The organism is Amphritea atlantica (genome assembly GCA_024397875.1).
In the GTDB taxonomy this organism is placed as follows: domain Bacteria; phylum Pseudomonadota; class Gammaproteobacteria; order Pseudomonadales; family Balneatricaceae; genus Amphritea; species Amphritea atlantica_B.
In genome coordinates this window covers 232,882-257,602 of record CP073344.1, presented here as the reverse complement: position 1 = coordinate 257,602, position 24,721 = coordinate 232,882, and the positions used below count along the sequence as shown (strand labels likewise).

The window sequence follows — 24,721 nt, the reverse complement described above, 5'->3', positions numbered from 1 at the left end:
GAGCGATTACGACTCAGAGACGGGGAATTTCAATGGCCGGACAACGATCCATCACTACCTGCAATCCGGCAGCTTCAGCTTTCTCAGCAGCGGGCTCATTGATCACCCCCAACTGCATCCAGACCGCTTTCGCATTCACGGCAATCGCCTCATCGACCGCGTCTCCGGCGTCAGCAGAGTTACGGAAGATGTCCACCATATCGATCGGCTCTTTAATCTCTGCCAGAGAGGAAACCACCTCACGACCGTGAATCTGCTCACCCACCCTGAGCGGATTCACCGGAATGACGTTATAGCCTTTAGCCAGCAGAAAATGCATCACCTGATTACTGGCGCGATGCGGTTTAGAACTCGCACCGACCATCGCGATGGTTTTAGTATTTGCTAATATCTGACGAATGGTTTCCATTGAATACGGTACCTCTTAATTATATTTATCACCACAACAGGGACATTCAGGATCCCGTCGCAGTTTCAGTGTTCGCCAGTCCATATGGCGACCGTCCAGCAGTAATAATCTGCCCACCAGCGGCTCACCCAGTGTCGCCAGTACTTTTAATGCTTCCATCGCCTGTACCGAGCCGATAATACCCACCAACGGTGCCAGCACCCCGCTCTCGGAACAGGTAAGGTTTTCCTCATCCCCATCCCGATAGAGACAGCGGTAGCAGGGGGCATCTTCGCGGCGTGAATCAAACACCGCCACCTGCCCTTCCAGGCGAATCGCGGCCCCCGACACCAGAGGCGTCTGATGCTTTACACACGCGGCATTCACTGCAAAGCGAGTGGTGAAATTATCACAGCAATCCACCACCAGATCACACTCCGCCACCTGTTTTTCCAGCGCAGCTTCATCCAGCCGGGCATTGATTGCGACCACTTCTGTATCAGGGTTGAGCCCGGAAATTGTGGCTTTGGCCGACTCCACCTTGGCCCGTCCAATCGCGGCAGTGGAATGAATAATCTGCCGCTGCAGGTTAGTCAGCTCAACCTGATCATCATCCACCAGTACCAGCCGGCCGACACCAGCGGCCGCCAGATACATCGCTACCGGGCTACCCAGCCCTCCCAGCCCGATGATCAGCACCGAAGCCCTTAACCAGGCCTCCTGGCCGGCGATATCGACCTCGGGTAGCATAATCTGACGACTGTAACGCAACAGCTGATCATCATTCAGCATCGTATTTATTCTCTTGTTTCACCGGAGGGTTCCATCGGGCCCAGGTGATGCGGTCATTGCCGCCATAATCCTGCGCCGATCCAATTTCGCTGTATTTCAGATCAGCCAGCAATCGCTGCACAGCATTCGCCTGATCACAACCATGTTCAAACAGCAACCTGCCGCCATCCACCAGAAAACGACGCGCTGCGCTGGCGATATAACGAATATCAGCCAGCCCGTTTTCCTCTGCGACCAACGCACTCAGCGGCTCAAAGCGAACATCACCCTGCTGCAGATGCGGATCCTGAGGATCAATATAGGGGGGGTTGCTGACAATCAGATCAAACACCCCGGAAACCGGTTCAAACCAGTTACCCTGTAAAACTGTGACATTCTCCAGGCCGATTCGTTGCCGGTTATTTTCTGCCAGTAAAACCGCCTCAGCCACCCGGTCAACGGCAACGACATCCCAGGCAGGCCGCTCTGACGCCAGCGCCAGTGCGATGGCACCGGTTCCGGTACCCAGGTCCAGCACTCTGGCCGCTGCAGCCGGAATAAGCTCAAGCGCTTGCTCCACCAGACACTCGGTATCCGGACGGGGGATCAGGGTCGTCGCATTCACTTCAAGATCAAAGGTCCAGAAACCGCGACTACCGATCAGATGCGCCACCGGCTCCCCCTGAATTCGCCGCTGGATCAGTTGCTCTAACTGAGCCTGCTGTTGCGCTGTCAACTGATGCTCACGGTGCATGAACAGAAAGGTGCGATTGCAGCCCAGAATGTGGCAAAGCAACAATTCGACATCCGCAGCCGGACTGTCACTACTGGCGGAGAGCTGCGCGGCACATGCCTGAGCTTCGGTGATATTCATAGCGATCCGCGTTAGTTCTCGTCGGACAGAGCGCCAAGCAATTCAGCCTGATATTCGCTGACCAGAGGATCCACAACCGCACCCAGTGAGCCCTCCATCACCTCCTGAAGCTTATACAGCGTCAGATTGATACGGTGATCGGTAATTCGCCCCTGAGGAAAATTATAGGTGCGAATACGCTCAGAGCGGTCGCCACTGCCGACCAGTGATTTACGGGTGCTGGCCTGCGCTGCGGCATGCCGCTCCTGCTCTGCTGCCTGCAGACGCGATGCCAACAACGACATCGCTTTAGAGCGGTTCTTATGCTGCGAACGCTCCTCCTGACACTCAACCACCACTCCGGTCGGGATATGGGTAATACGGATAGCAGAGTCGGTTTTGTTAACGTGCTGACCACCGGCACCGGATGCCCGAAAAGTATCAACCCGCAGATCGGCTTTGTTAATCTGCACATCACTGACCTCATCCATCTCAGGCATCACGGCGACGGTACAGGCTGACGTGTGGATACGGCCCTGAGATTCAGTTTCCGGTACCCGCTGAACCCGGTGGGCACCCGACTCAAACTTCAGACGGGAATAAACATCTTTGCCGATAATCCGGCTGATAACCTCTTTATAGCCACCGTGTTCACCCTCGTTAGCGCTGATGATCTCCAGCTTCCAGCCCTGAGCTTCAGCATAGCGGCTATACATCCGCAACAGGTCTCCGGAGAAGATTGCCGCCTCATCGCCGCCCGTACCGGCACGGACTTCAAGGAATACGTTACGGGAATCGTTCGGATCCTTGGGCAGCAGCAGGATCTGCAGCTCTTGCTCCAGGGTTTCAATATTCTCTTTGGCCGCAGAGTATTCCTCCTTAGCCATCTCACGCATATCGGGGTCGGAATCATCCAGCATCAGCAGGGCTTCATCCAGATCGGCCTCCGCCGCCTGATACGACTGAAAACATTTAACCACCGGCTCCAGCTCAGAATATTCCTTCGAATAAGCACGAAACTTATCCTGATTAGAGATCACCCCGGCATCGCCCAGCAACGCCGCCAGTTCTTCATAACGGTCGGCAAGGCTTTCCAGTTTAAGGGCTATCGATTCTTTCATCACTAATCAGTCTTCTTTTACATTATGAGATAGCTGAAACAGGTCCTGCGCCATCTCGAGATAGTCATCACGTCCCTCAGCACTGGCTTTACGCAGCTGCACTGTCGGGCTGTGAATTAATTTATTGGTTAAACCACGTGCCAGATTATTCAGCACCTCCTGAGTATCTTTACCATTACTCAGTTGACGCAGCGCTTTTTCCAGTTCGATATCACGCAGCTGCTCAGCCTGCTGACGCAGCGACATGACCGTCTCAACCGCCCCCAGAGAGCGAAGCTGACGCATAAACTCCGATGCCCCCGCCTCGACCAGCGTCTCGGCTTCCTGCGCTGCACTTTCACGGCTACGAACATTTTCCTCGATCACCTCTTTCAGGTCATCGACGGTATAGAGATAGACATCATCCAGTTCAGCAACTTCCTGCTCGATATCCCGTGGCACCGCGATATCCACCATAAAGATGGGCCGGTGTTTACGTTTTTTCAGGGCCGATTCAACCGCCCCCTTACCCAGAATAGGCAACTGGCTGGCGGTCGATGCGATAACAATATCGGCATCTTCAAGTGCTTCAGGAATATCGCCCAGCAAAATAGCCCGGGCATTGAACTCTTGCGCCAGCGTTTCTGCACGCACCAGGGTCCGGTTCGCCACGATCATCTGTTTAACGCCCGCTTCCGACAGGTGCCGGGCAACCAGTTCGATGGTTTCACCGGCACCGATCAACAGTGCTTTACTCTTACTCAGATCGGCAAAGATATGCTGCGCCAGACTCACCGATGCATAGGCAACCGACACCGGGTTCTCACCTATCGCGGTATCGGTGCGGACTTTTTTGGCGACCGCAAACGTCTGCTGAAACAAGCGATCCAGCTCAGCGCCAACCACCCCCGAACTCTGAGACACAGCATAGCTGGATTTAAGCTGCCCCAGAATTTGCGGTTCGCCCAGCACCAGGGAATCCAGACCACTGGCAACCCGCATCATGTGCTGAGCCGCATCCTGCCCCCAATGCGCATAGCTGCAGCGCTGCAACTCATCCGGATCGAGACGGTGATAACTTCCCAGCCACTCCAACAGTGCGCGGGTTCCTTCGAGCTCGGTTGAGCAGTAGAGCTCGGTGCGATTACAGGTAGAGAGAATCGCCACCTCTTTCAGATGTGCCAGCTCACAGGCCTGTGCCAATGCATCGGCCATCTGCTCCGGCGCAAAAGCGACCTTCTCACGGACCGATACCGAAGCTGTCTTATGATTGATGCCTAACGCGAGCAAAGCCATATAGGAAAATATCACCCAGATTGAAATAGCGCGTAATAATACACTTTATTCGCTTAAAGGTTAAAAAACCCGTGCCGCATCAAATCAATTTTTTACGAATTACAGCCATATATGACAACACCCCTGCGATTCATCTATAGTGGAGCCATCAATCTCTTTGCAACAGATAAAATCAGCGAAATGAAAGCACCCACTCTCGTAAGAAAAGCCGAAACATCGCTTGCGATCACCTTAATAGCGGTAGTATTAAGCTTAAGCGGCTGCGCCGGCACGTTAAGCAAACCGGAGTCTGATACAGAGGTCACTCCGCTGCCTGCGGTGGAATACCATCCGGGAGAACTCAACCGGGAAACCCTGTATGAGCTTATCGTTGCTGAAATCGCCGGCCAGCGAAAAGAGTTTGATCTGTCACTGAACAACTATCTCCATCAGGCCCAACTGACCGGAGACCCGGAAATTGCCAAACGCGCCACCTACATCGCTCAGTATCTGCAGCGGGAGGATCAGCTACTTGAAGCCAGCGAGCTCTGGCAGAAGGCGGAGCCTGAAAATCCCGAACCCTACCTTATCTCCGCCAGTCTGTTACTGCGTAAAGGCAATTTCACCGTAGCACTCCCCCTGCTGCGCAAAGCGCTGCATCACTCAGATAAGCAGACACTGATAATCATCAGCGCCCAGGCAGACAAGTTCAGTGCGGAAGAAACAACGGCCTACATCCGGCTGCTGGAAGAGCACCCGGGTAAGGAAACGGATGCGACTCTGCTGACCACACTGGGGGTTCTCTATGCCCTTCAGGGAAACAGCGAAAAAGCATTGCAACGCTTTAATAGCGCTATCGCTGAAGATCCCGATCACCTGGAAGCGATTCTGCAGAAAGCTGAACTGCTGCGCGCGCAGGGCGATTTCCGTAAAGCGATCAGGGTGCTCGAACCACAGATGGACGCGGACCAGCCTGATCAGCAACTGTTTATGCTTTATGTACAACTGCTGTTCCAGTCTGAGCAGACAAAGAAGGCGGTTAAACAGGCCATGCTGTTAGTGGAAACCTTCCCAGAAGAGCCGCAACTGACCTTCTATACAGCCCTGCTCCTGCTGGAAAATGACCAGGTAGAACAGAGTCGCACAATCATGCAGGATCTGTTGCAGCGCTACCCGGACAATACGACACCCCACTACTATCTGGGCCTGATCGAGCAACATGAGAGTAACGCCGAACAGGCGATCGGTCATTTTCTAAAGGTCAAAGACAGCAACAACATTCTGCAGGCTTACCGCCGTATCGCGACGCTGCTTGACCATCCGGACAACCGCACCCGGCTGCAAGACATACTGCAGGAGACGCGTAACAACATGCCCGAGATCGACATCCCGCTTTACGTGATGGAAGCGGAATGGCTCAATCTGCATGATTTCAAGGATGCCGCGCTGAGCATTCTGGATGAAGCCCTCCAGCAGCACCCGGATAATGCCAACCTGCTGTATACCCGGGCGATGACGCTTGACCCGCAGGATATTAGCCTGATTGAGAAAGACCTGCGTCAGGTACTGGCACTGGAACCGGACAACAGCATGGCGTTAAACGCGCTGGGCTATACCCTGACACTCTATACCGACCGCTTTGATGAAGCCTTTGATCTGATCAACAGGGCCTTACAGCTCTCCCCAGACGACCCGGCTATTCTCGATAGCATGGGCTGGATACTGCTGAAACAGGGAAAAGCCTCTGAAGCGGTCAGTTTCCTGCAACAGGCCTACGATCTGTTTCCCGATCCCGAGGTCAGCGCTCACCTGATTCAGGCTTACCATGCTGCCGGAAGCCAGCGACAGGCACTGGAACTGCTAAAGCAGGAACAACTGAAGCACCCGGATAATGAGTTTCTAATGGACGCGGCAACCTCAATCAACGCCCCTCAGGATTAAGTAATGGCATTACGTTCGCTGGTTTTATCCATAATCCTGCTGCTGACCGGGTGTGCCGGGGTGACCCCCAGCCCGGAACCGGTTGACGCTGAGCGCCCCTGGAAAGAGCAATACCCGGCCCTGTTGGCGGCGGATAGCTGGCAGTTGAAAGGCAAGATCGGGATCCGCACCGCCCGCGAAAACAACAACGCCACCCTGTTCTGGCAACAACTGCAACAGCATTATCAGATTGAGCTGACCGGCCCGCTGGGTCAGGGTGGCGCTCGCATCGAAGGTGATGAGAACGGCGTAACCATCGATGTTGCCGGAGAGGAGTCTCTCTGGGCGGCATCCCCCGAACTGCTGATGGAGCAAACCCTAGGCTGGCAGTTTCCAGTGAGGGATCTGCCTTACTGGATCAGGGGAATCCCTGCTCCGGGACACCCCTTTAAACTCAGCATGGACCAGCAACGCCTGCAAAAACTGGTACAGAACAACTGGGAAATCAATTACTTAAGATTCACCAACCGCAACGGATACCTGCTGCCGGAAAAGCTGACCATCAGCCGTAACGATCTGCGCCTGACCATCATCGCCAAGGAGTGGCAGATACAACTCTGAAATTACCGTTTTTCGCCGCCATTTGTTTGACTTTAACGCGTTGTTCCGGGAAAATGTGCGCCTCTTTTACAGGGCTATCTCTGTAGATTTGAGGTATTGGGGTATCGCCAAGCGGTAAGGCAACGGGTTTTGATCTCGTCATGCGGAGGTTCGAATCCTCCTACCCCAGCCAGCTTTAACCTGCACCCGATAAGGGAGCAATGTTAAAGAGCCTGGCCGGGCAACGGCTCCTGATCCTTTATTTATGAGGTTTAAGTAGAGTGGAAGCCCCGTCACAAACAATGTACGAATCTCAATTAAATGACTGCAGATCCGGGAAGGTAGACACTGTGCCTAAAATGATGGTCTTCACTGGCAATGCAAATCGCCAGCTGGCTGAAAAAGTTGTAGAGCGCCTCGATATTCCGATGGGCGAAGCCACCGTAACGAAATTCAGCGATGGTGAAATCAGCGTTGAGATTCTTGAGAACGCCCGTGGCAAGGATGTATTCATCCTCCAGTCCACCTGTGCTCCGACCAATGACAACCTGATGGAACTGATCGTCATGGCTGACGCGCTGCGTCGTGGCTCCGCCAGCCGGATTACTGCTGTCATTCCCTATTATGGTTATGCCCGCCAGGATCGCCGTCCGCGCTCTGCCCGGGTTGCGATCAGCGCCAAAGTTGTTGCTGATATGCTGGCAGGCGTAGGAATCGACCGGGTACTGACCGTCGATCTGCATGCCGACCAGATTCAGGGCTTCTTCGATATCCCTGTGGATAACGTCTACGGCTCTCCGGTACTGCTGGATGAGATCGCCCGTCAGAGCTATGACAACCCGATCGTTGTCTCCCCCGATGTCGGTGGTGTAGTACGCGCACGGGCAGTCGCCAAACAACTTGGCTGTGATCTGGCGATTATCGACAAGCGTCGTGAAAAAGCCAACGAAGCTCAGGTAATGAACCTGATTGGTGATGTAAAAGGCCGCACCTGTATCCTGGTCGATGACATGTGTGATACCGCCGGCACCCTGTGTAAAGCCGCTGGCGCGCTGAAAGCTAACGGCGCCGAGAAGGTGGTTGCTTATGCAACCCATGCAGTGCTATCGGGTGCAGCAATCAGCAATATTTCAGGCTCTGATCTTGATGAACTGGTTGTCACAGATACAATCCCGCTGAGTGAAGCTGCAGCGAACTGTCCTCAGATCCGTCAGCTAACCCTGGCGCCGATGCTGGCAGAAGCGGTACGCCGCGTCTGTAATGAAGAATCTATCAGCGCTATGTTCCGCTAAGCCCGCGAGCTTATCGGTAGCTGATAAACATCCCAAACGGGAAAACGTGCCCATTACGGGCTTACTGAAATAACTGCAAATACCTGGTCGCAAGGTGTTTGCAGTTTTGTTTTTATTGAAGGTACTAAAATGACCGATTTTGTATTGAATGCACAGCCTCGTACTGACGAAGGGAAAGGTGCGAGCCGCCGCCTGCGTCATGCTGGTTTTGTTCCTGCTGTAGTTTACGGTGGTGACAAGCGTAAAAAGCCTGTGTCTATCTCCCTGGAAAACCGTGTTCTGGTTAAACAGATCGAAGATTCTAGCTTCTTCTCTTCTATTCTGACTCTGGAACTGGAAGGCAAAGAAGAAAAAGTTATCGTTAAAGATCTGCAACGTCACCCGGCTAAAAGCTCCGTGATGCACGTTGACTTCCAGCGCGTCAACAAATCTACGCCTATCGAGATCATCGTGCCGCTGAGCTTTGTTAACTTCAGCCAGTCTCCGGCCGGTAAAGCGTCTGGTAAGTTCACCATCCAGCAAAACACTGCAAAAGTTGTCTGCTTGCCAGAAAACCTGCCAGAAGTACTGGAAGTTGACCTGTCTAAAGTCGATATGGATCAGGTTATCCACCTGTCCAACATCACTCTGCCAAAAGGCGTTGAGATTGTACAACTGCGTCGCGGTGCTGACCGTGACCAGGGTATCGCTCAGGCTTACGCACCACGTGCAGCTAAAGCTGGTAAGTAATAGCTGACTACAGGCTCCGGTATGCAAGACCAGATACAACTGATCGTTGGCTTGGGCAATCCTGGCCAGAAGTATGACCAGACCCGTCACAATGCCGGAGCCGACTTTGTCGGGCAGCTTGCTGCCCGGCACCTTACCCAACTCAAACCGGAAACGAAGTTTCACGGTCTGTATGGCAAGATCAGCCTGAACGGTCAACCTGTTCACCTGCTGATCCCGACTACCTTTATGAATCTCAGTGGCCAGGCAGTTGCCTCTCTGGCTAATTTTTATAAGATTCCCGCTGAACAGATACTTGTCGCCCACGACGAACTGGATCTGCCGCCCGGTGTTGCCCGCTTTAAACAAGGCGGAGGTCACGGTGGACATAACGGTTTGCGCGACATCATCAGCAAGCTAGGCAACAACAAGAATTTTTATCGCCTGCGCATCGGCATCGGACACCCGGGCAGCGCAAGCGAGGTCACCGGTTTTGTGCTGAAAAAAGCCCCCGCTTCCGAGTTCAGCATCACTGAAGCGGCCTGCGACGAAGCCATGCGAGTGCTGGAACAGGCCGCTGGCGGCGACTGGCACAAAGCGATGACAACCTTACACTCTTTTAAGCCGAACAACTGACGACAGGATCACAGCCATGGGTTTCAAATGCGGCATCGTTGGCTTGCCAAACGTAGGCAAATCTACTCTGTTTAATGCCCTGACTAAAGCAGGCATTGGCGCAGAAAACTTTCCATTCTGTACGATTGAACCCAATGCGGGCGTAGTACCTATGCCGGACCCCCGTCTGGACGCCCTGGCTGAAATCGTAAAACCTGAACGCGTCCTGGCAACGACGATGGAGTTTGTCGATATTGCAGGTCTGGTTGCCGGCGCCTCAAAAGGTGAAGGACTGGGAAATAAGTTTCTCGCCAACATCCGTGAAACCGATGCAATTGCACACGTCGTGCGCTGCTTTGAAGATGACAATGTCATCCACGTCGCCAATAAGATTGATCCGATTGATGATATCGAGATCATCAATACCGAACTGGCACTGGCGGACCTTGAATCAGTTGAAAAACAGCTGAACAAAGTGCTGCGGGTCGCCAAAAGCGGCGATAAAGATGCACTGAAATCGAAAGTAATCCTGGAAAAAATCCTCGCTCAACTGGAGCAGGGAAAACCGGTTCGCGCCCTTGAACTGAATGACGAAGAGCAGGCGGAAATCCTTCAGTTCCATCTGCTGACCACCAAGCCGACCATGTATATCGCCAACGTTGCGGAAGATGGTTTTGAAAATAATCCTCATCTGGACAAAGTAGTCAGTCTGGCTGAAGAGGAAGGCGCAGAAGTCGTTATCATCTGCAATAAGATGGAAGCTGAGATATCTGAGCTGGAAGATGAGGAGAAACTGGAATTCCTGCAGGAGATGGGCATGGAAGAACCGGGTCTTGACCGGGTGATCCGTGCAGGCTATTCCCTGCTGGGGCTGCACACCTACTTTACGGCCGGAGTGAAAGAGGTGCGGGCCTGGACTGTCAAACAGGGCGCTACAGCTCCTGAAGGCGCTGGCGTTATCCACACCGACTTCCAGAAAGGCTTTATCCGGGCTGAAGTCATTGGTTATGATGATTTCATTCAGTACAAGGGTGAAGCGGGTGCCAAGGATGCCGGTAAATGGCGTCTTGAAGGGAAAGACTACATCCTCAAAGATGGTGATGTGGTTCACTACCGCTTTAACGTCTGATACAACAACAGGGAATAGATATTCCCCCTAAACCCTGTTTATAGTACAAAAAACAGCCATTCTGAGGTCATTCAGTATGGCTATTTTTTTGCCTTGCGACCGGCAGAGAAAATGACCGGTTTTTTCCCGCTAATCGGTTGACATGATTAGCAAAAAAGAGAATAATTCGCGGCCTTGATAAGTGCTAAGGCAATATAGCTCAGCTGGTTAGAGCATCGCATTCATAATGCGAGGGTCGCAGGTTCGAGTCCCGCTATTGCCACCATTCACTTATCAGACTTTGCTGGGGTATCGCCAAGCGGTAAGGCAACGGGTTTTGATCTCGTCATGCGGAGGTTCGAATCCTCCTACCCCAGCCATCTTCTGACTGACTATCTGATAGTTTGTTTAGAGAAGGTGTGTAGCAATCCGGACTCTGTTCCGCTAGTTACCCACCATATTTATATGACGGTTATTAAACCCACTGTTATATAGATGGCAATATAGCTCAGCTGGTTAGAGCATCGCATTCATAATGCGAGGGTCGCAGGTTCGAGTCCCGCTATTGCCACCATTCTTTTTGCTGGGGTATCGCCAAGCGGTAAGGCAACGGGTTTTGATCTCGTCATGCGGAGGTTCGAATCCTCCTACCCCAGCCATTCTTTCTTATCAAGTTACGGCTCAGCAAAAACTCAAACTGTCAGCAAGCACGAGAACCTCGAGGTTCGACTAATTGCGCAGCAATTTGAGACGAGCGCCAGCGAAGCCCGCAGGGGACTTAGCGTCGAAGACGGTAAGGATCAATCCTCCTACCCCAGCCATTCTTTCTTCTCAAGTTACGGCTCAGCAAAGACTCACACTATCAGCAAGCACGAGAACCTCGAGGTTCAACTAATTGCGCAGCAATTTGAGACGAGCGCCAGCGAAGCCCGCAGGGGACTTAGCGTCGAAGACGGTAAGGATCAATCCTCCTACCCCAGCCATTCTTTCTTATCAAAATACAGTTCAGTAAAGACTCACACTATCAGCAAGCACGAGAACCTCGAGGTTCAACTAATTGCGCAGCAATTTGAGACGAGCGCCAGCGAAGCCCGCAGGGGACTTAGCGTCGAAGACGGTAAGGATCAATCCTCCTACCCCAGCCATTCTTTTCTGGCTTCACATTCTTCCTTTTAATAAGCCCCTGGTCAGACTAATGCTTCGGTATTATGCGCAATACCTAGCTAGTTGCGCGTTGTCGGACTTGTCACAGCGACCTAATCAACACAACAATTTATATTGTAGGAGCGGCTTCCAGCCGCGAGCAGTATCTGGTGATTTTCATTCGCGGCTGGAAGCCGCTCCTACAAATATAAAGAAGGCTCTTTATGATGATCGGGCAACGCGCCTCGGTTTTTTAAAGCGCTGCCCGCTGACAGATTGGCTCAAAGCGGATACACTCAGTGATCCATATAGTGCTTTAACTGCAGAAGAAAACAATGAGCGGACAAACAGCAACAGGTGAGCCTGATGGCCTGTTAAAAAGGATTATTTCTGAACAGCGACAGCGACTGCGCAAAAATGTGCATATCCTGTTTCTAGGTCTGACCGCAGAGGAAGCGGATCCGATAATCACCCTGTTACGGGGTGCCCGGCTCGCTCCCAGAGGGCAACAGGTACAGTCAGCTGAAGAGTTCAACCAGGCGCTGAGTGAACGCTCCTGGGATCTGATACTGAGCCCTCAGGTAGAGGGACAGTTTGGCGCGAAAGAAGCGGTTCAGATCCTTCATCGGCTGAACAAAGATATCCCGATTATTCAGCTAGTGCCCCAAAATACCAGCCAGACACTGCTACAGGGGCTGAAGGCCCGGATGGCCACGGTTATTTCACTGGAAGAGCAGGAGCTGCTGTTAATTCAGATCCGCAGGCAGCTGGAACATCTCGAAAAGCGGCGACGACTGCGGATTGTTGAAGCCGAGCTGGCCGAATCAGAAAAGCAATGCCAACAGTTGGCCGAGCTGTCGAGGTTACCGATTATTTATCTCTCTTCAGAGCTGAAACCGGTGTACAGCAATCCGGCTTTCTCAGAGCAATTTGGGCTTGAGGAGCACAATAGCTTACAGCACGAACCTCTGGATAAGTTCACCATATTAAAAGACCGTGACCCGTTAAAAGCGGCGCTGCATGAAGCGCTGGAGAATAATAGTCACGCCATAAAAACAGAGCTGAAAGCACGCCGGGTTGACGGCACCAATTTCCAGGCAACCTTCAGCATCCAGCAAGCCCGCTATCTGAACCAGAACTGCCTGCAGGTAATTATCCACCCGGATAGCAGAAATACTGAAGAGCGCTTCGAAAACCTGGATCCCACAACCGGTCTGTATGATGGTAATTACTTTATAAATGCTCTGGAAAAAGCGGTTCACCGAGCACTCAACGGTGGATCAGACTGCAGTTTGCTGTACATTAAATTTGATAATTACAGCGCCCTGCAATCGGAACTGGGAATAACGGGCAGCGATATCGTGCTGGCTGATGCCGCCGAGGTGCTCCACAAGGAAATAAACAAAATCCACCTCTGCGCCCGACTGGACGAAGGTGTTTTTGCCGTACTGTTTCACGATCCCAGCCCCGATAAAGCCATAAAACTAGCCCAACAGCTGTGCAACGCGATTGCAAAACTGAATATCGATGTCGTCGGCACGATGGTGCAGACAAGCTGTAGCATAGGCATCAGTTCAATCAACGATAACGCCCCTCATTATGTCGAGTTAATTGACCGGGCAAGATCCGCCGCCGATGAAGTACTCAATAATGGTCAACGCGGCAATGGCGCAAAACTGTTCGAACTGAGCACCGATGAACATGAGAATATCGATGACTCATCCATCAAAATGATCCTCGATGCTTTGGAAAATGATAAGTTCCGCATTCTTTTTCAGCCGATCGTTGCGCTGGCATCGACCAATGGCTGGGGAAACTACGAGGTGTTTCTGCGGCTACAGCAAGATAATGGCGAGGACGACTTGTCACCCAATGTATTCCTTTCCACCATGGACCATGCCGATACCAATATCCGCCTGGATAAATGGGTTATCGAACACACCCTTCGTCGTGTCGCAGAGCAGTTAAAGGAACAACATCGCAGCCGGGTGTTTATAAACCTGACCGCTCAGTTCTATCAGGAACCCGAGATACTCAGCTGGATTGCGGAGCAGCTCAAAGAGCAGCGAATCCCTGCCGAGATGGTGATATTCCAGGCCAATGAATCAGATCTGAGTACCAGCCAGACACAGGCTGAGCAGTTCAGATTTGGGCTTAAAAAACTGGGCTGCAAGTTTTGTATCAAGCATTTCGGCGTCTCAGAAAACCGCGAACTGCTGCGCAGAAAACTCAAGCCGGATCTGGTTAAGCTAGATGGTTCGTACATTCAGGACCTGAACAGCTCGAAAGAGTCCGATAAAGCATTTGCTGCGCTGATTAAGCAACTGAAAAGTGCTGAAATAGGCACCGTCGCGCCTCTGGTAGAGGACACCAAACTGATGGGTAAGCTATGGAAGCTGGGGGTCGATTATATTCAGGGCTACTACCTGCAACCTCCCGGCCCCGATATGAATTACGACTTTTTTGAATAGCAAAAAGCCGACAACCGCGATGCGGAGTAGCTAGATCGCGGCTCCGCCGCTTGGGAAATCAGAACGCTGCTGCGCAGCTCGCTAGCAGCTAGACGTCACTTCGTGACTTGCTAGAAAAAACAAAGAAAAACAGCCGCTGTAGTCATCGATAAGACAACTGCGATATAGTTAAACCCGGTGGGTAACTGGAGTACCCGTATCGTAGTCTGTGATTTTGATGAGTCTGTGTAGCTGGCCAGGCACTTAAGACAGTTCAGACGGATATTCAGGATGAATACCATTGATCCTTTTCTCCTCTCTGGCAGCCCTTGCCTTCGCATAATTAGTCACATTTGCCTGGTACTTTCGACTTCTACGGTACATTTTTTATCCATCCATGGAGTTTAACGTACCTTGTAAGGTAGCAAAGCTTGCAAGCTTTCCAACCTTACAAGGGCAGACTATTAAATTGTTATAAGCTAAGGGAGAGGTTGTGCATCTAGTCTTGTTCGACATAGACGGAACGCTGGTCGAGTCATACGATTTTGATACGGAGTGCTTTCAAGCAGCTATCAAGGATGTATTGGGTATATCCATAGGGCCTGACTGGAGTCGCTATCATCACGTAACCGATTCTGGGATTCTCTCCGAGGTAGTCGAAGAATTGGGCCTTCACAGTGACAGCGAGCGCATCGCAAAGGAGGTTAAAGAGCAGTTTGTGAGTCGAGTAGCGGATTACGTTTCGTGCCACGAAGTATCGCCGATCCCCGGAGCGTATAAGTTTTTATCGCAGCTTGTTTCACGCCAGAATGTCTCAGTAGCCTTTGCAACTGGTGGCTGGGCTGAATCCGCGAGAATGAAACTCAATGCTGCAGGCATTAACTTCTCGGCTATACCATTGGCCTCGTCCTCGGATCACTACAGCAGAATAGAGATTATGCGATTGGCCGAGAGGCTTGCAGGCAATGGTCGTTATGATTCAAGAACCTACTTTGGGGACGGGCCTTGGGACCAGAAAGCATCTGAAACTTTGGGCTATAATTTTGTCTCTGTCGGGAATCGCATTAGTAGTCCTCAATCAATTAGGGATTACACGGAAGCCGATGTGGCCTTGAGATACATTGGCTTATAACCAACGGCTGCACAGCGACCGCACGGTGGTTTGCTGCGGGGGTATCGCAACTTAAACGAATACGGATAGGCCAAGAGTAGCTGTTACCGTTAACCCTATTTTCTGGGACGGGTATTCTCGCCTCATACCCGCAGCCAAATATCTGTTCCGCCATTCCCCAAAACAGCACGATAGGTCAATAGCTTGTCAGAAGGCGGGGCTTTAAGCTCTTGCTTTTTCTAGCAAGTCACGTAGTGACGTCTAGCAACTAGCAAGCGGCGAAGCCGCGTCTAGCGACCTCTTTGCTCTTAAAGCGTATCCCGGTCCCGGAAGCCGATCAGGTACAAAATACCATCCAGTCCCAGGGTCGAGATCGCCTGCTTGGCGCTTTGACGCACCAACGGCTTAGCTCTGAAAGCGATCCCCAGACCGGCAATGGAGAGCATCGGCAGATCATTGGCACCATCACCCACAGCGATCGTCTGCTCCAGACTCACGCCCTCTTTCTCTGCTATCGTGCGCAGCAGTTCCGCTTTGCGCTTGCCATCGACAACGGTGCCGGTGACATTGCCGGTCACCTTGCCATCGACTATCTCAAGTTCATTGGCGTAAACATAGTCAAAACCCATCTTCTGCTGCAGATGGTTAGCAAAATAGTTAAAACCACCCGACAGGATGGCCGTTTTGAAGCCCAGCGCTTTCAGTTTAGAGACCAGTTCCTCAACGCCCTCAGTCAATGGCAGACTGTGAGCGATCTGTTCCAGTACAGACTCATCAAGGCCTTTCAGCAACGCCATACGCCGCGTAAAGCTTTCAGTGAAGTCGATCTCCCCCCGCATCGCCGCTTCGGTGATCTCGACCACCTGATCGCCGACACCCGCTTTCTTGGCCAGCTCATCAATCACTTCGGCCTCAATCAGTGTGGAATCCATATCGAACACCACCAGACGGCGATTACGGCGGTAGATATCATCCTTCTGGAAGGCGATATCCACATCCAGATCACTGGCAATACTCAGAAACTCCTCGCGCAACTGAGCGGAATCGGCAGGCGCGCCGCGAACCGAAAACTCGACGCAGGCACGGGTTTTCTCTTCGCTTTTTTCCAGAGCAGCAGCACCGACAGATACCCGGCCAGACAAACGACTGATATTATCGATATTCAGCCCATGGTCGGCAGCGGTCTGAGTCACCTTGCCGATATGTTCGGCAGTGATCTTACGTGCCAGCAGGGTGATGATATGACGGGACTTACCCTGCTCACTCACCCAGCTGTTATATTCATCAATAGTGACCGGTTCAAAACGGATATTCATATCCATCTCATGCGCTTTGAACAATACATCCCTCAGCAGGCTTGAAGCTTCAGCCCGGGCCGGAACGCCAATCAGAATTCCCAGAGACAGGGTGTTATGAATAACTGCCTGACCAATGTCGAGAATATCGATCTCAAACTGGGCAAGAATACGGGTAATTGAGGAGGTAACTCCCGGCTTATCCTGGCCGGAAATGTTGAGCAGGATGATCTCTTTCATGACCTATTCGCAATACGTTCTGAAGATGAGCGGATTATACCACCGCGAAAATTTATTGCTGTTAAAGATCGAAGCGAATGCTGCACTTCAGGCCCGCAGGCAACCAGTAGTCAGCAACGCAATCTGGCTAATTAAGCACAAATACCCTTGCTTACTGATCATTCGCACGCATATGCAACACCGGGATCGCCTGTCAGCACTCACCGGTACAAAAAATTACTCATTCAAGGTCGTAATCAGCGTTAATACGGACGCCATAAACGCTCATTTCTGCCCCTCTCTTAATAACCACTATTGTTAACCTCGGCGATCGTTTGCTGGCTTCATTGACATTGATATTAAAAAGCAAGCGGTAGTAAGACTCATCGCCCTTTTCACCTATTTTATCGGCGCTAACAAAGGTGGTTTTCTCTATTTCACCAAACAGCTGATAAAGGTTTTTTAACTGAGTTTGTAGTTGTTGATAACTGATCTTCTGTTTAGCTTGCTCGTTAAACAGGCCATATAGTCCCTGATGATCTTGTCGGTTATACAGCATTGTAACTTTTTTCCCCCACGCTTTGGCAACGGAAGGGGCAAAACTGTCTGTCCGGTCATTCATCGCTAACGCTGGGGCAGCTACTTGCTTGACTAACACTAATCCGGTTAGTCCTAAATTAAGTAAAACCAGAACTAAGATAATACCTAAAAGTACATTACTGTTTTTTTTCATCATTACCCTAAGGCTTGTTCACCGCTTGCGCTGTACAGCGAATACCCGCAGGAATTTTATTACCTGGGTTGCGCATGACTAATTGCACACGAAAAGTGCCGCTGGCTGAGTCAATTAAAGGATCCACAATAACAACTTTGGCGGTGCTGGCAGCAATTACTTCTGACTCAGGCTTAATCAATAACTCTTGTTTAAGCGCAACTTTTCCAAAATAACTGGCAGGTAATAGCAGATCCACATGCAAAGGGTCTAGTGTGGCAAGAGACAAAATAGGGTCCGTATTAACGTACTCCCCTCCATTGTTGAAACGGTTAACAACCACTCCCTTAATGGGGCTGGTAACCTTACGCAACTCAAGTTCCTGTTGTTTTAAGCGTAACTCAGACTTAGCTATGAGTAATTCTGTTTCAATTTCATCGCGTTCGTTAGCGGTTAAAATATCTTCGTCGTAGAGATCCATATTGCGCTGCTGCTTTCTTTTAGCAAACTCAGCTCTGACGCTTGCTAATTGCACAGCTTCCCTCTCAACACCGGCTTTTAGCTGGAATAAAGACTGTCCTTTTTTAATACTATCTCCGCGTTTAACCTGCACCTTATCAAGTACGCCGCTAACCGGTGAACTTATTTGCACCTTCTCGCTCGGCTCTAACATACACCCCAACGTTGATAAGGTCAGTTCATCCGCATGAAGGCTTCCGGCCTGAGTGAAAAGAAGACCTGCAGCAAGCATAAACATGACTTGTTTTTTGTTCATTTTTTATCCCCGGTAAATGCCAATGTCCGCTGACGCTGAGTATCTACTTTTATGAGTTGCATACGCTGTTTGTAATGACTTCGTGAAAGTTTGTTCTGGCAACTCAACTGTATGCGATAACCCAACCGATTAGGTAACTTTATCCCCGTAGTGCTAATCGCCTTTATGAGCCTTCTGAGCAGAGGTCCGGCCATCCGTTTAACCAGCTGATCCTCAAATGATAAAATCTCACTGACAGACCCTGGATCTCCCTGGCGCGCACTTCGCCCTGCTAACTGCCTGTCAATTCGAGCCGCATCCTGCAGCTCTGTGATGATGACATGTAATCCACCGGATGCTCGCGTTTCCTCAGTCAACTTTATATCTGTTCCACGCCCAGCCATGCTGGTAGCAACCATAACTGCTCCGGAATGACCCGCGACGGATACGATCTCAGCTTCCTCTTTATCCTGACGCGCATTCAGTATCTTATGCTCAATAGACTCACTAGCAAGGATATTGCTGATTGCTTCCGACGAGGCAACTGAGTTTGTTCCAATAAGTATCGCCTGCCCCTGTGCTACAAGCTCATGCGTGAGCTCAGCAACCCGCTTCCACTTTTCCTGTTCAGTCAGATACACTTCGCAAAATGCTTTCCGGCGCAGACTTTTTTTCAGCAGGGGTACCGTTTCACTGCGCAGTCGATAAACATCTAATAACTCACCTGCCACCTCCCGGACGGTGCCGGTCATACCACACAAATGATGATATTTTCTGAAAAAATTCTGATAACTGATCTCAGCATTTGTTTCCCGGGGTTTGGTCAGCTCACACTTTTCTTTCATCTCAATCATTTGCTGCAGGCCTTGCCCCCAACTGCGCCCGGGCATGACGCGACCGGTATACAGATCGACAATCTGCACCGCGCCCTCCTCATCAATAATGTAATCCCTATCCAGATGATAGACATGCAAAGCAGCCAACGCCTGTTTTACCAACGGCTCACGATAAAAGCTACTATTCCACAGACCATCAAGCGGTTCACAGCATTCGACTAGCAATGTATGGCCTGCTGCGGTCAGATGTACCTGTGAATTTTCATCCTGCTTAAAATGGATCTCTTTCTCATACTTACGAGCAATATCCATAGCGGTCTCCAACAAGAGCTCTTCCCGTTGACCAAACTTTTCCTGCCCTGAAATAATCAACGGCGTTCTGGCTTCATCAATGAATACGCTATCGGCCTCGTCAACGATGGCAAAATGTAAACCGCGTAATAATAAATTATCCGACCAGGAGGAATCCCCTGTCAGTAGGGACGCCTGTTGAATTCGCGTTGTTTTTCTATGAGCCAGAACAAGACTGTCCTTTAAAAAATCAAACGTAAGCTCTTTATTGCTGCAATAGCATATATCACAGGCATAAATCTGCCGCCGTTCCTGTAACTCCTTTTCATGAACAATAACACCTACCGACAACCCCAATGCTTCGTATAGCGGTAACATCTCTTCGCAGTCACGCTCCGCAAGGTAATCATTGATGGTTACGACATGGACCGGAATACCGGCGATCGCGGCAGTCGCAGCGGCCAGAGTAGCCGCCAGGGTTTTCCCCTCTCCCGTTGCCATCTCAGCAATTCCGCCACGCAACATCGCCAGGGAGGCCCTGATTTGCGTGTGATGATGGCGCATACCAAGCACGCGTCCACTCACCTCTCTTATCACGGAAAATGCTTCTATGATTGTCGCCGTACCGATCCCTTCCAGCCGCAGTGTCTGGCGAACGTTTAGCAGCGCCTGCTCCAGCTCTTCAGCGGTATAACGCTCAAGTTCCCCGGAACGTTTAAATATTGCGTTAACGATTCGCTCATTGCGCCGCAACAACTTGTTACTCAGTTTCTTGGCAAGCTCTTTCGATTTCTTCAAAAAGGTGTCGAGACGATTACTCTCCTGCCATTTATACTCGTTTCGCAAACCTGCAATAACAGGTTGTTTACTCGCATATTCAGACACTGAAGTACTCCAGGAAAGTACGACGAACGATACGATAAAGCCTGTAAATGATTGCCTCAGGAGGATGCTCGAACTTCAGATGAATACGCTCTTCCACATAAACAGTGGGAAAATGTTCAAATTCAAGTGCAACGATGAAGTATCGCCGCAATGCCTGAGGTGTCTCGGCAGTAGAGGAAGGATCCATAATAATAGTGCCGCCTGCCGTTTCAGTCAGTATTCCACTGACTGCTTCTTTTGTCGCTGCCGGAAAGACAAACCAGCTCTGAGGTGTTAATTCGGTATTCAGATCAGATGTTTGCAGCGCGACTACGGTCTCAGATTTTTCACGCACCAGTTCAATATCAGTTTCTGGCACCATGCCACGAATCGAAACGTTCTTATCTGTTATGACATGCCCAATCAGATCACCACGTCTGATAAACATCCCCGGCAGGTCTGCTGGATTTCTCAGAGACCAGATACCGTCAGCCTGAGCATATAGTTGTAATGATGTAAGTCTCGTTTCGTTCTCTTCCAATTCAGAGCTTAATCGCGACAATTGATCATCGTATATTTTCAACTGAACAGGGTCGTTCCAGACACCTTGTCGTTCAGCACTTGTCTCTATAAATTGCTGTTGTAAGACGACTTGTTCTTTCCGCAATTGGGGATTTGTGCAGCTAATCAGCAAGTCGCCTTTATGAACAATCGCACCCGATGGTTTATGCAGTTTTTCAACAAAACAATTTTCTTCCGCCAGAACACGACGCTGTTCGCCCATTTGCACCACGCCTTCAACCGTCGTGGTCAACGGTAGTGGCATCACACATAAAAGCAGCAATACGATACAAGCCGTCACAGGAATCATTACCGAAGGGCTTCGCCGTCCCGTCCGAATATCAGAGTCTTGCCAGGCTTTTTTCAGCAGTTTGAAGTTTGGCACAATCAATGTGCCTACCAGCGCCCAGATCGCCAGCACAATACCAACAAAGAAATATTTCTGTGCAACGAATAGTACGATGGTGACCATCAGGAACATGCGATAGATATAGGATGCAAAGCCGTAGAAAAATAACCAGAGCGCCTCACGCCGATCATAAGCGGGTGACATCAGGCCACTCACGCCAAACATGAAACGCTTAGTCAGCCATCCCCAGTATTGATTGGAGCGCTGACCAAGGTTAGGTATTTCTATACAGTCTGCCAGTATGTAATAACCATCGAACCTGAGCAGTGGATTACCATTCACCATAATGGTGGATAATCCCGCAATAAAAATAACGTTATAAGCAATAGACTTGATCAGACCAGGCTCAGAATTGACCCATACAAACATCGCCACCGCAGCAATAAATAGCTCGATGATAATACCGGCAGAGCCGACTAAAATGCGCTGTTTCTTACTCGCAAATGCATTGGTTGACGAAGCATCAACATAGGGCATTGGTAACAGCACCAGTAACATAACACCTAGTTCGTGAACTTCACCGCCGCCCCGTTTAACGCAATAAGCGTGTCCCAGCTCATGCAACAATTTGATTATTGGATATACAAACCACAACAGCAGCAGGTTATCCGCCGCTAACACCCGGTCAATAACGTTTGATGTTAGTTCATCCCAATGCTGGCCAACCATGAATAGCATGCCAATAACCATTGCACACCAGATCAATAGTGCAATCGTGGAGAACAATGGCTTCACATATTTTTGCGTAGCGACTAAAAACCTTTCAGGATCGACCAGAGGGATTTTTATGGATAGTGGTGACTTCAGCTTGGCCATCCAGCGTGTTCTTTCTGCCTCTTTACCACGCTCAAACAGTTCACTGATATCACCGCTGGTATCCATGCCGACCAGGTTCGCTTGATAAAGGCTGGCCAGTAATTGCAGCATCTCCTCGTGCGTCGGCATCTCTTCGCCCAGCCGCTGAGACGATAACTCCCATAGCCGGTCAATTGTCCGCTCGCCATTCATCAACCCCACAATCAGATAAGACTGAGGCGAAAGACGACGCACCTGACCGGTGACATGATCCTCGAGGACATACCAGCGCCGACCTCGATAGCGATGGGCATTGACCGTAACATGATGGCGTAACCGGGGTTTCAATTCGGCAATCTGATACCAATCGCTGGAAAACAAGTTAGCACTCATGATAACTCCATATCAGTCAGCTGGTACAAATGAACTATCCCCAGAAACGCCATAATTGAAGTTTCATCCAATCGACCAGGCCACGCGTCCAGATACTAATCAACAGGCGCTCATCAACATATATCTGCGCCACACCTTCAAGACCAACCCGTAACATGTCATCCCGGTTTTCAAAATCGGCTTCAACACGATAAACAGTTGAACCTTCCTTGACCTCCGCCATCGGGTTTATATGGGTGATTCTGAATGAAAATTTCTGATCAGGCAGTGCAGCTAAAACCAGCTGGCCCGTTTGCCTCTGGCGGATATCGTTGATACGAAACTCATCGACATACATTGCTAACCTGAAATCACTACGAGGAGATAACTCGAATAACACATCCCCCTGACGAACCAGCGTGCCTATCCGCTGACTCAGATCCCCCGACACAATAAGCGCATCAAACGGGGCCTTCATGGCCGCCTGAGAGATCTGGTACTCAAGCAGTTCGATTTCTGCCCGCGCCCGTTGACTCTCGGCATTATTGATCTGCACCTGCGTACGCTCACTTCTGGCCAATGCATCTTCATACTTACGCCGGGATGTTGCTTCCTGATTTACCCAGCTCATCAACTGCAAGCGCAATTCGCGCGTATCCAGTTCTGCTAACAATGCCCCCTCTTTCAGGGTATCACCAGCCCTCGACGTGGCTTTCTGTAAATAACCATCATAAGGCACAACGATAGAGCGTATCTCAGCCCCCTCAATAACGGCATCCGCGCTTATGTTGTAACTACCAGAGACCAGACTAAAAAAGAGCGATAATAAAAGCAGGCTAAAAATCACAATCTTTCGGCCCAGATGTCCAGGACCAAAAAGAAGACTCAGTTGATTTTTAAAACTACGAAAAATGTAAGCATACAACGGCAAGCAAGATTGTCGCTTTTCTTCAAGCACAACACCGACAAAATTAGTCAACGCTTCTGCTGTCAGTTGTTCGTCTTTGGTGAACGGCTGATCTGAGGGACGGTCAAAAAGAACCGCTCCATAGCATGATTCCTTATCCACCAGCGGGATAGTCATCAGTGCTCGCTGGCCCTTTTCACTTGCTAATAAACTGTGCGCATGCGTCACACGATTATGGTCATCCAACTCTGGCCATAAAATGGATTCTTGCTGATCTACTGCTTCCTGCATCGCCTGTGTTGTTAATTTGACTAACTCATGTTTTTTACTATGACCGCTACTATCTGATTCAGAATGAACCTCTAACTCAGCATTTTTCACAAACCCCAGCACGACGCGCTCGGCATCCAGATATTGTCCCATCAGATTCACAAAACGCAGCGCGGCATGCTCAAAATCGCGTTCTCCGAGGACATAAGCAATACTATCAATGACAATATGCTGACGCTGATTATCCCGGGCCACAACACCTAAGAGGTTTCGGGAAAAGCGTAACTCAAGCCATCCTGCACAATATTCAATAACCGCCAACGCTTTGTGTAGTTCAGCTTCATCTTCTGCACTGAGCATCAAGGTAACAACGGCGCGCAGGGTTCCATCGACAAAGACAGGATAACTGCCAATATGGTGCTTACCATCATTTAAAGGCATGATAAGTGGCTGCTTTTTCTTCAGGGTCTCTTCTGCTGCATCCAGCAATAATTTGTCCTGAGCGTCCACTTCCGGCCAGACAGCAACCGAGTGAAACTGCCCACTTTGTGACTCATCGGCAACGACTAATCCTACACGTACCTGAGGTAGCTGACTGCACAACCACTCCAGCCAGGTAAAGTGCCAATTCTCATGATGGGTATCCAGCAACCCATTCAGCTGCTGAATTGAATCCGGCAACGAAGCAGTTATCACACCCATAAATAAATTCTTTTTTTATCTGTATAAATATAAAAATGCCCCGGCATGTCAAAACATGCCGAAGCGTTTAGAAGTCAGCCGTCTCTCGACTAATTAGCTTTTATTTACGCCTGCATCATCTAGTGTACCAAAACGTTTTTCATATTCTGCTACAACGTTGTTCAGCAGCTGTGATAAACGCTTCGCAGCGAATGGGCTAAGAATCATGCGATCAGTCAGTTCAATACCCACTTCTTTTTGCCCTGCACGCCATGCCTGGTTAGTTCCAAACAACAATGTCACTTCCTCTCGTGTACTGGAAACATTGCATACATTCGCGTAAGAGCTTCGCATCTTGCTATCGTCCCAACGAATCGTCGGTCCACTCGCTTTCTTATTTTCTACAGTATCGCCAGACATC

General features: G+C 50.3%; 20 protein-coding genes and 5 tRNA genes. 13 read left to right on the top strand and 12 right to left on the bottom strand.

What is annotated here, in order from left to right; all coding sequences use genetic code 11:
• Positions 1–13: 13 nt before the first annotated feature.
• The 5 genes from KDX31_00980 to KDX31_00960 are packed head-to-tail and all read right to left on the bottom strand — an operon-like array spanning position 14 to position 4,408.
• Positions 14–409 (bottom strand): CoA-binding protein, encoded by a 396-nt coding sequence (locus KDX31_00980; protein ID UTW03653.1) that lies wholly within the window; start codon positions 407–409, stop codon positions 14–16.
• 15 nt (positions 410–424) lie between these two features.
• A complete protein-coding gene (locus KDX31_00975; GenBank protein ID UTW03652.1) occupies positions 425–1,180 on the bottom strand; it encodes a molybdopterin-synthase adenylyltransferase MoeB in 756 nt (251 codons plus the stop codon).
• Positions 1,170–2,033, bottom strand: a complete 864-nt coding sequence (gene prmC / locus KDX31_00970; GenBank protein UTW03651.1) for a peptide chain release factor N(5)-glutamine methyltransferase — start codon at positions 2,031–2,033, stop codon at positions 1,170–1,172. Before prmC ends, KDX31_00975 begins: the two co-directional genes overlap by 11 nt.
• 11 nt (positions 2,034–2,044) lie before the next feature.
• Positions 2,045–3,133, bottom strand: a complete 1,089-nt coding sequence (prfA, locus tag KDX31_00965) for a peptide chain release factor 1 (protein ID UTW03650.1) — start codon at positions 3,131–3,133, stop codon at positions 2,045–2,047.
• A 6-nt stretch (positions 3,134–3,139) separates the two neighbouring features.
• Positions 3,140–4,408, bottom strand: coding sequence for a glutamyl-tRNA reductase (locus KDX31_00960; GenBank protein UTW03649.1), 1,269 nt, complete (start codon positions 4,406–4,408; stop codon positions 3,140–3,142).
• A 180-nt stretch (positions 4,409–4,588) separates the two neighbouring features.
• Between KDX31_00960 and KDX31_00955 the strand changes: the two genes are divergently transcribed.
• The 13 genes from KDX31_00955 (at position 4,589) to KDX31_00895 (ending at position 15,355) form a co-directional block, all read left to right on the top strand.
• On the top strand, positions 4,589–6,328 hold the full coding sequence (locus KDX31_00955) for a tetratricopeptide repeat protein (protein UTW03648.1): 1,740 nt from the start codon (positions 4,589–4,591) through the stop codon (positions 6,326–6,328).
• 3 nt (positions 6,329–6,331) lie between these two features.
• Positions 6,332–6,928, top strand: a complete 597-nt coding sequence (gene lolB / locus KDX31_00950; GenBank protein ID UTW03647.1) for an outer membrane lipoprotein LolB — start codon at positions 6,332–6,334, stop codon at positions 6,926–6,928.
• 97 nt (positions 6,929–7,025) lie between these two features.
• Positions 7,026–7,100, top strand: a tRNA-Gln gene (locus tag KDX31_00945).
• Positions 7,101–7,257: 157 nt separating this feature from the next.
• Complete coding sequence (locus KDX31_00940; protein UTW03646.1) at positions 7,258–8,199, top strand: ribose-phosphate pyrophosphokinase; 942 nt, start codon at positions 7,258–7,260, stop codon at positions 8,197–8,199.
• 129 nt (positions 8,200–8,328) lie between these two features.
• On the top strand, positions 8,329–8,928 hold the full coding sequence (locus KDX31_00935; GenBank protein ID UTW03645.1) for a 50S ribosomal protein L25/general stress protein Ctc: 600 nt from the start codon (positions 8,329–8,331) through the stop codon (positions 8,926–8,928).
• A gap of 21 nt (positions 8,929–8,949) precedes the next feature.
• On the top strand, positions 8,950–9,543 hold the full coding sequence (pth, locus tag KDX31_00930) for an aminoacyl-tRNA hydrolase (GenBank protein ID UTW03644.1): 594 nt from the start codon (positions 8,950–8,952) through the stop codon (positions 9,541–9,543).
• 16 nt (positions 9,544–9,559) lie between these two features.
• The gene (ychF, locus tag KDX31_00925) at positions 9,560–10,651 is read left to right on the top strand and encodes a redox-regulated ATPase YchF (protein ID UTW03643.1); all 1,092 of its coding nucleotides are present in this window, start codon (positions 9,560–9,562) and stop codon (positions 10,649–10,651) included.
• 188 nt (positions 10,652–10,839) lie between these two features.
• Positions 10,840–10,916 (top strand) — tRNA-Met (locus tag KDX31_00920).
• 19 nt (positions 10,917–10,935) lie between these two features.
• Positions 10,936–11,010 (top strand) — tRNA-Gln (locus KDX31_00915).
• 117 nt (positions 11,011–11,127) lie between these two features.
• Positions 11,128–11,204, top strand: a tRNA-Met gene (locus tag KDX31_00910).
• Between the two features lie 10 nt (positions 11,205–11,214).
• A tRNA-Gln gene (locus KDX31_00905) sits at positions 11,215–11,289 on the top strand.
• Between the two features lie 819 nt (positions 11,290–12,108).
• Positions 12,109–14,244: an EAL domain-containing protein gene (locus KDX31_00900; protein UTW03642.1), complete on the top strand. Its 2,136-nt coding sequence runs from the start codon at positions 12,109–12,111 to the stop codon at positions 14,242–14,244.
• Between the two features lie 472 nt (positions 14,245–14,716).
• Positions 14,717–15,355 carry an HAD family hydrolase gene (locus KDX31_00895; GenBank protein UTW03641.1) on the top strand — a complete coding sequence of 213 codons (639 nt, stop codon included), beginning with the start codon at positions 14,717–14,719 and terminating at the stop codon, positions 15,353–15,355.
• 287 nt (positions 15,356–15,642) lie between these two features.
• Here the strand turns inward: KDX31_00895 and serB are convergent, their stop codons facing one another.
• From serB to KDX31_00860, 7 genes are all read right to left on the bottom strand, one after another.
• Entirely contained in the window at positions 15,643–16,869 is a 1,227-nt protein-coding gene (serB, locus tag KDX31_00890) for a phosphoserine phosphatase SerB (GenBank protein ID UTW03640.1), read from the bottom strand.
• Between the two features lie 220 nt (positions 16,870–17,089).
• Positions 17,090–17,584 (bottom strand): hypothetical protein, encoded by a 495-nt coding sequence (locus tag KDX31_00885; protein ID UTW03639.1) that lies wholly within the window; start codon positions 17,582–17,584, stop codon positions 17,090–17,092.
• 4 nt (positions 17,585–17,588) lie between these two features.
• The gene (locus tag KDX31_00880; GenBank protein ID UTW03638.1) at positions 17,589–18,335 is read right to left on the bottom strand and encodes an efflux RND transporter periplasmic adaptor subunit; all 747 of its coding nucleotides are present in this window, start codon (positions 18,333–18,335) and stop codon (positions 17,589–17,591) included.
• A complete protein-coding gene (locus KDX31_00875) occupies positions 18,332–20,326 on the bottom strand; it encodes a prepilin peptidase (protein ID UTW03637.1) in 1,995 nt (664 codons plus the stop codon). Before KDX31_00875 ends, KDX31_00880 begins: the two co-directional genes overlap by 4 nt.
• The gene (locus KDX31_00870; protein ID UTW03636.1) at positions 20,319–22,463 is read right to left on the bottom strand and encodes a peptidase M50; all 2,145 of its coding nucleotides are present in this window, start codon (positions 22,461–22,463) and stop codon (positions 20,319–20,321) included. Before KDX31_00870 ends, KDX31_00875 begins: the two co-directional genes overlap by 8 nt.
• Positions 22,464–22,497: 34 nt before the next feature.
• Entirely contained in the window at positions 22,498–24,270 is a 1,773-nt protein-coding gene (locus KDX31_00865; GenBank protein ID UTW03635.1) for an HlyD family efflux transporter periplasmic adaptor subunit, read from the bottom strand.
• Positions 24,271–24,414: 144 nt separating this feature from the next.
• A complete protein-coding gene (locus tag KDX31_00860; GenBank protein ID UTW03634.1) occupies positions 24,415–24,720 on the bottom strand; it encodes a DUF3467 domain-containing protein in 306 nt (101 codons plus the stop codon).
• Between the last annotated feature and the right edge of the window lies 1 nt (position 24,721).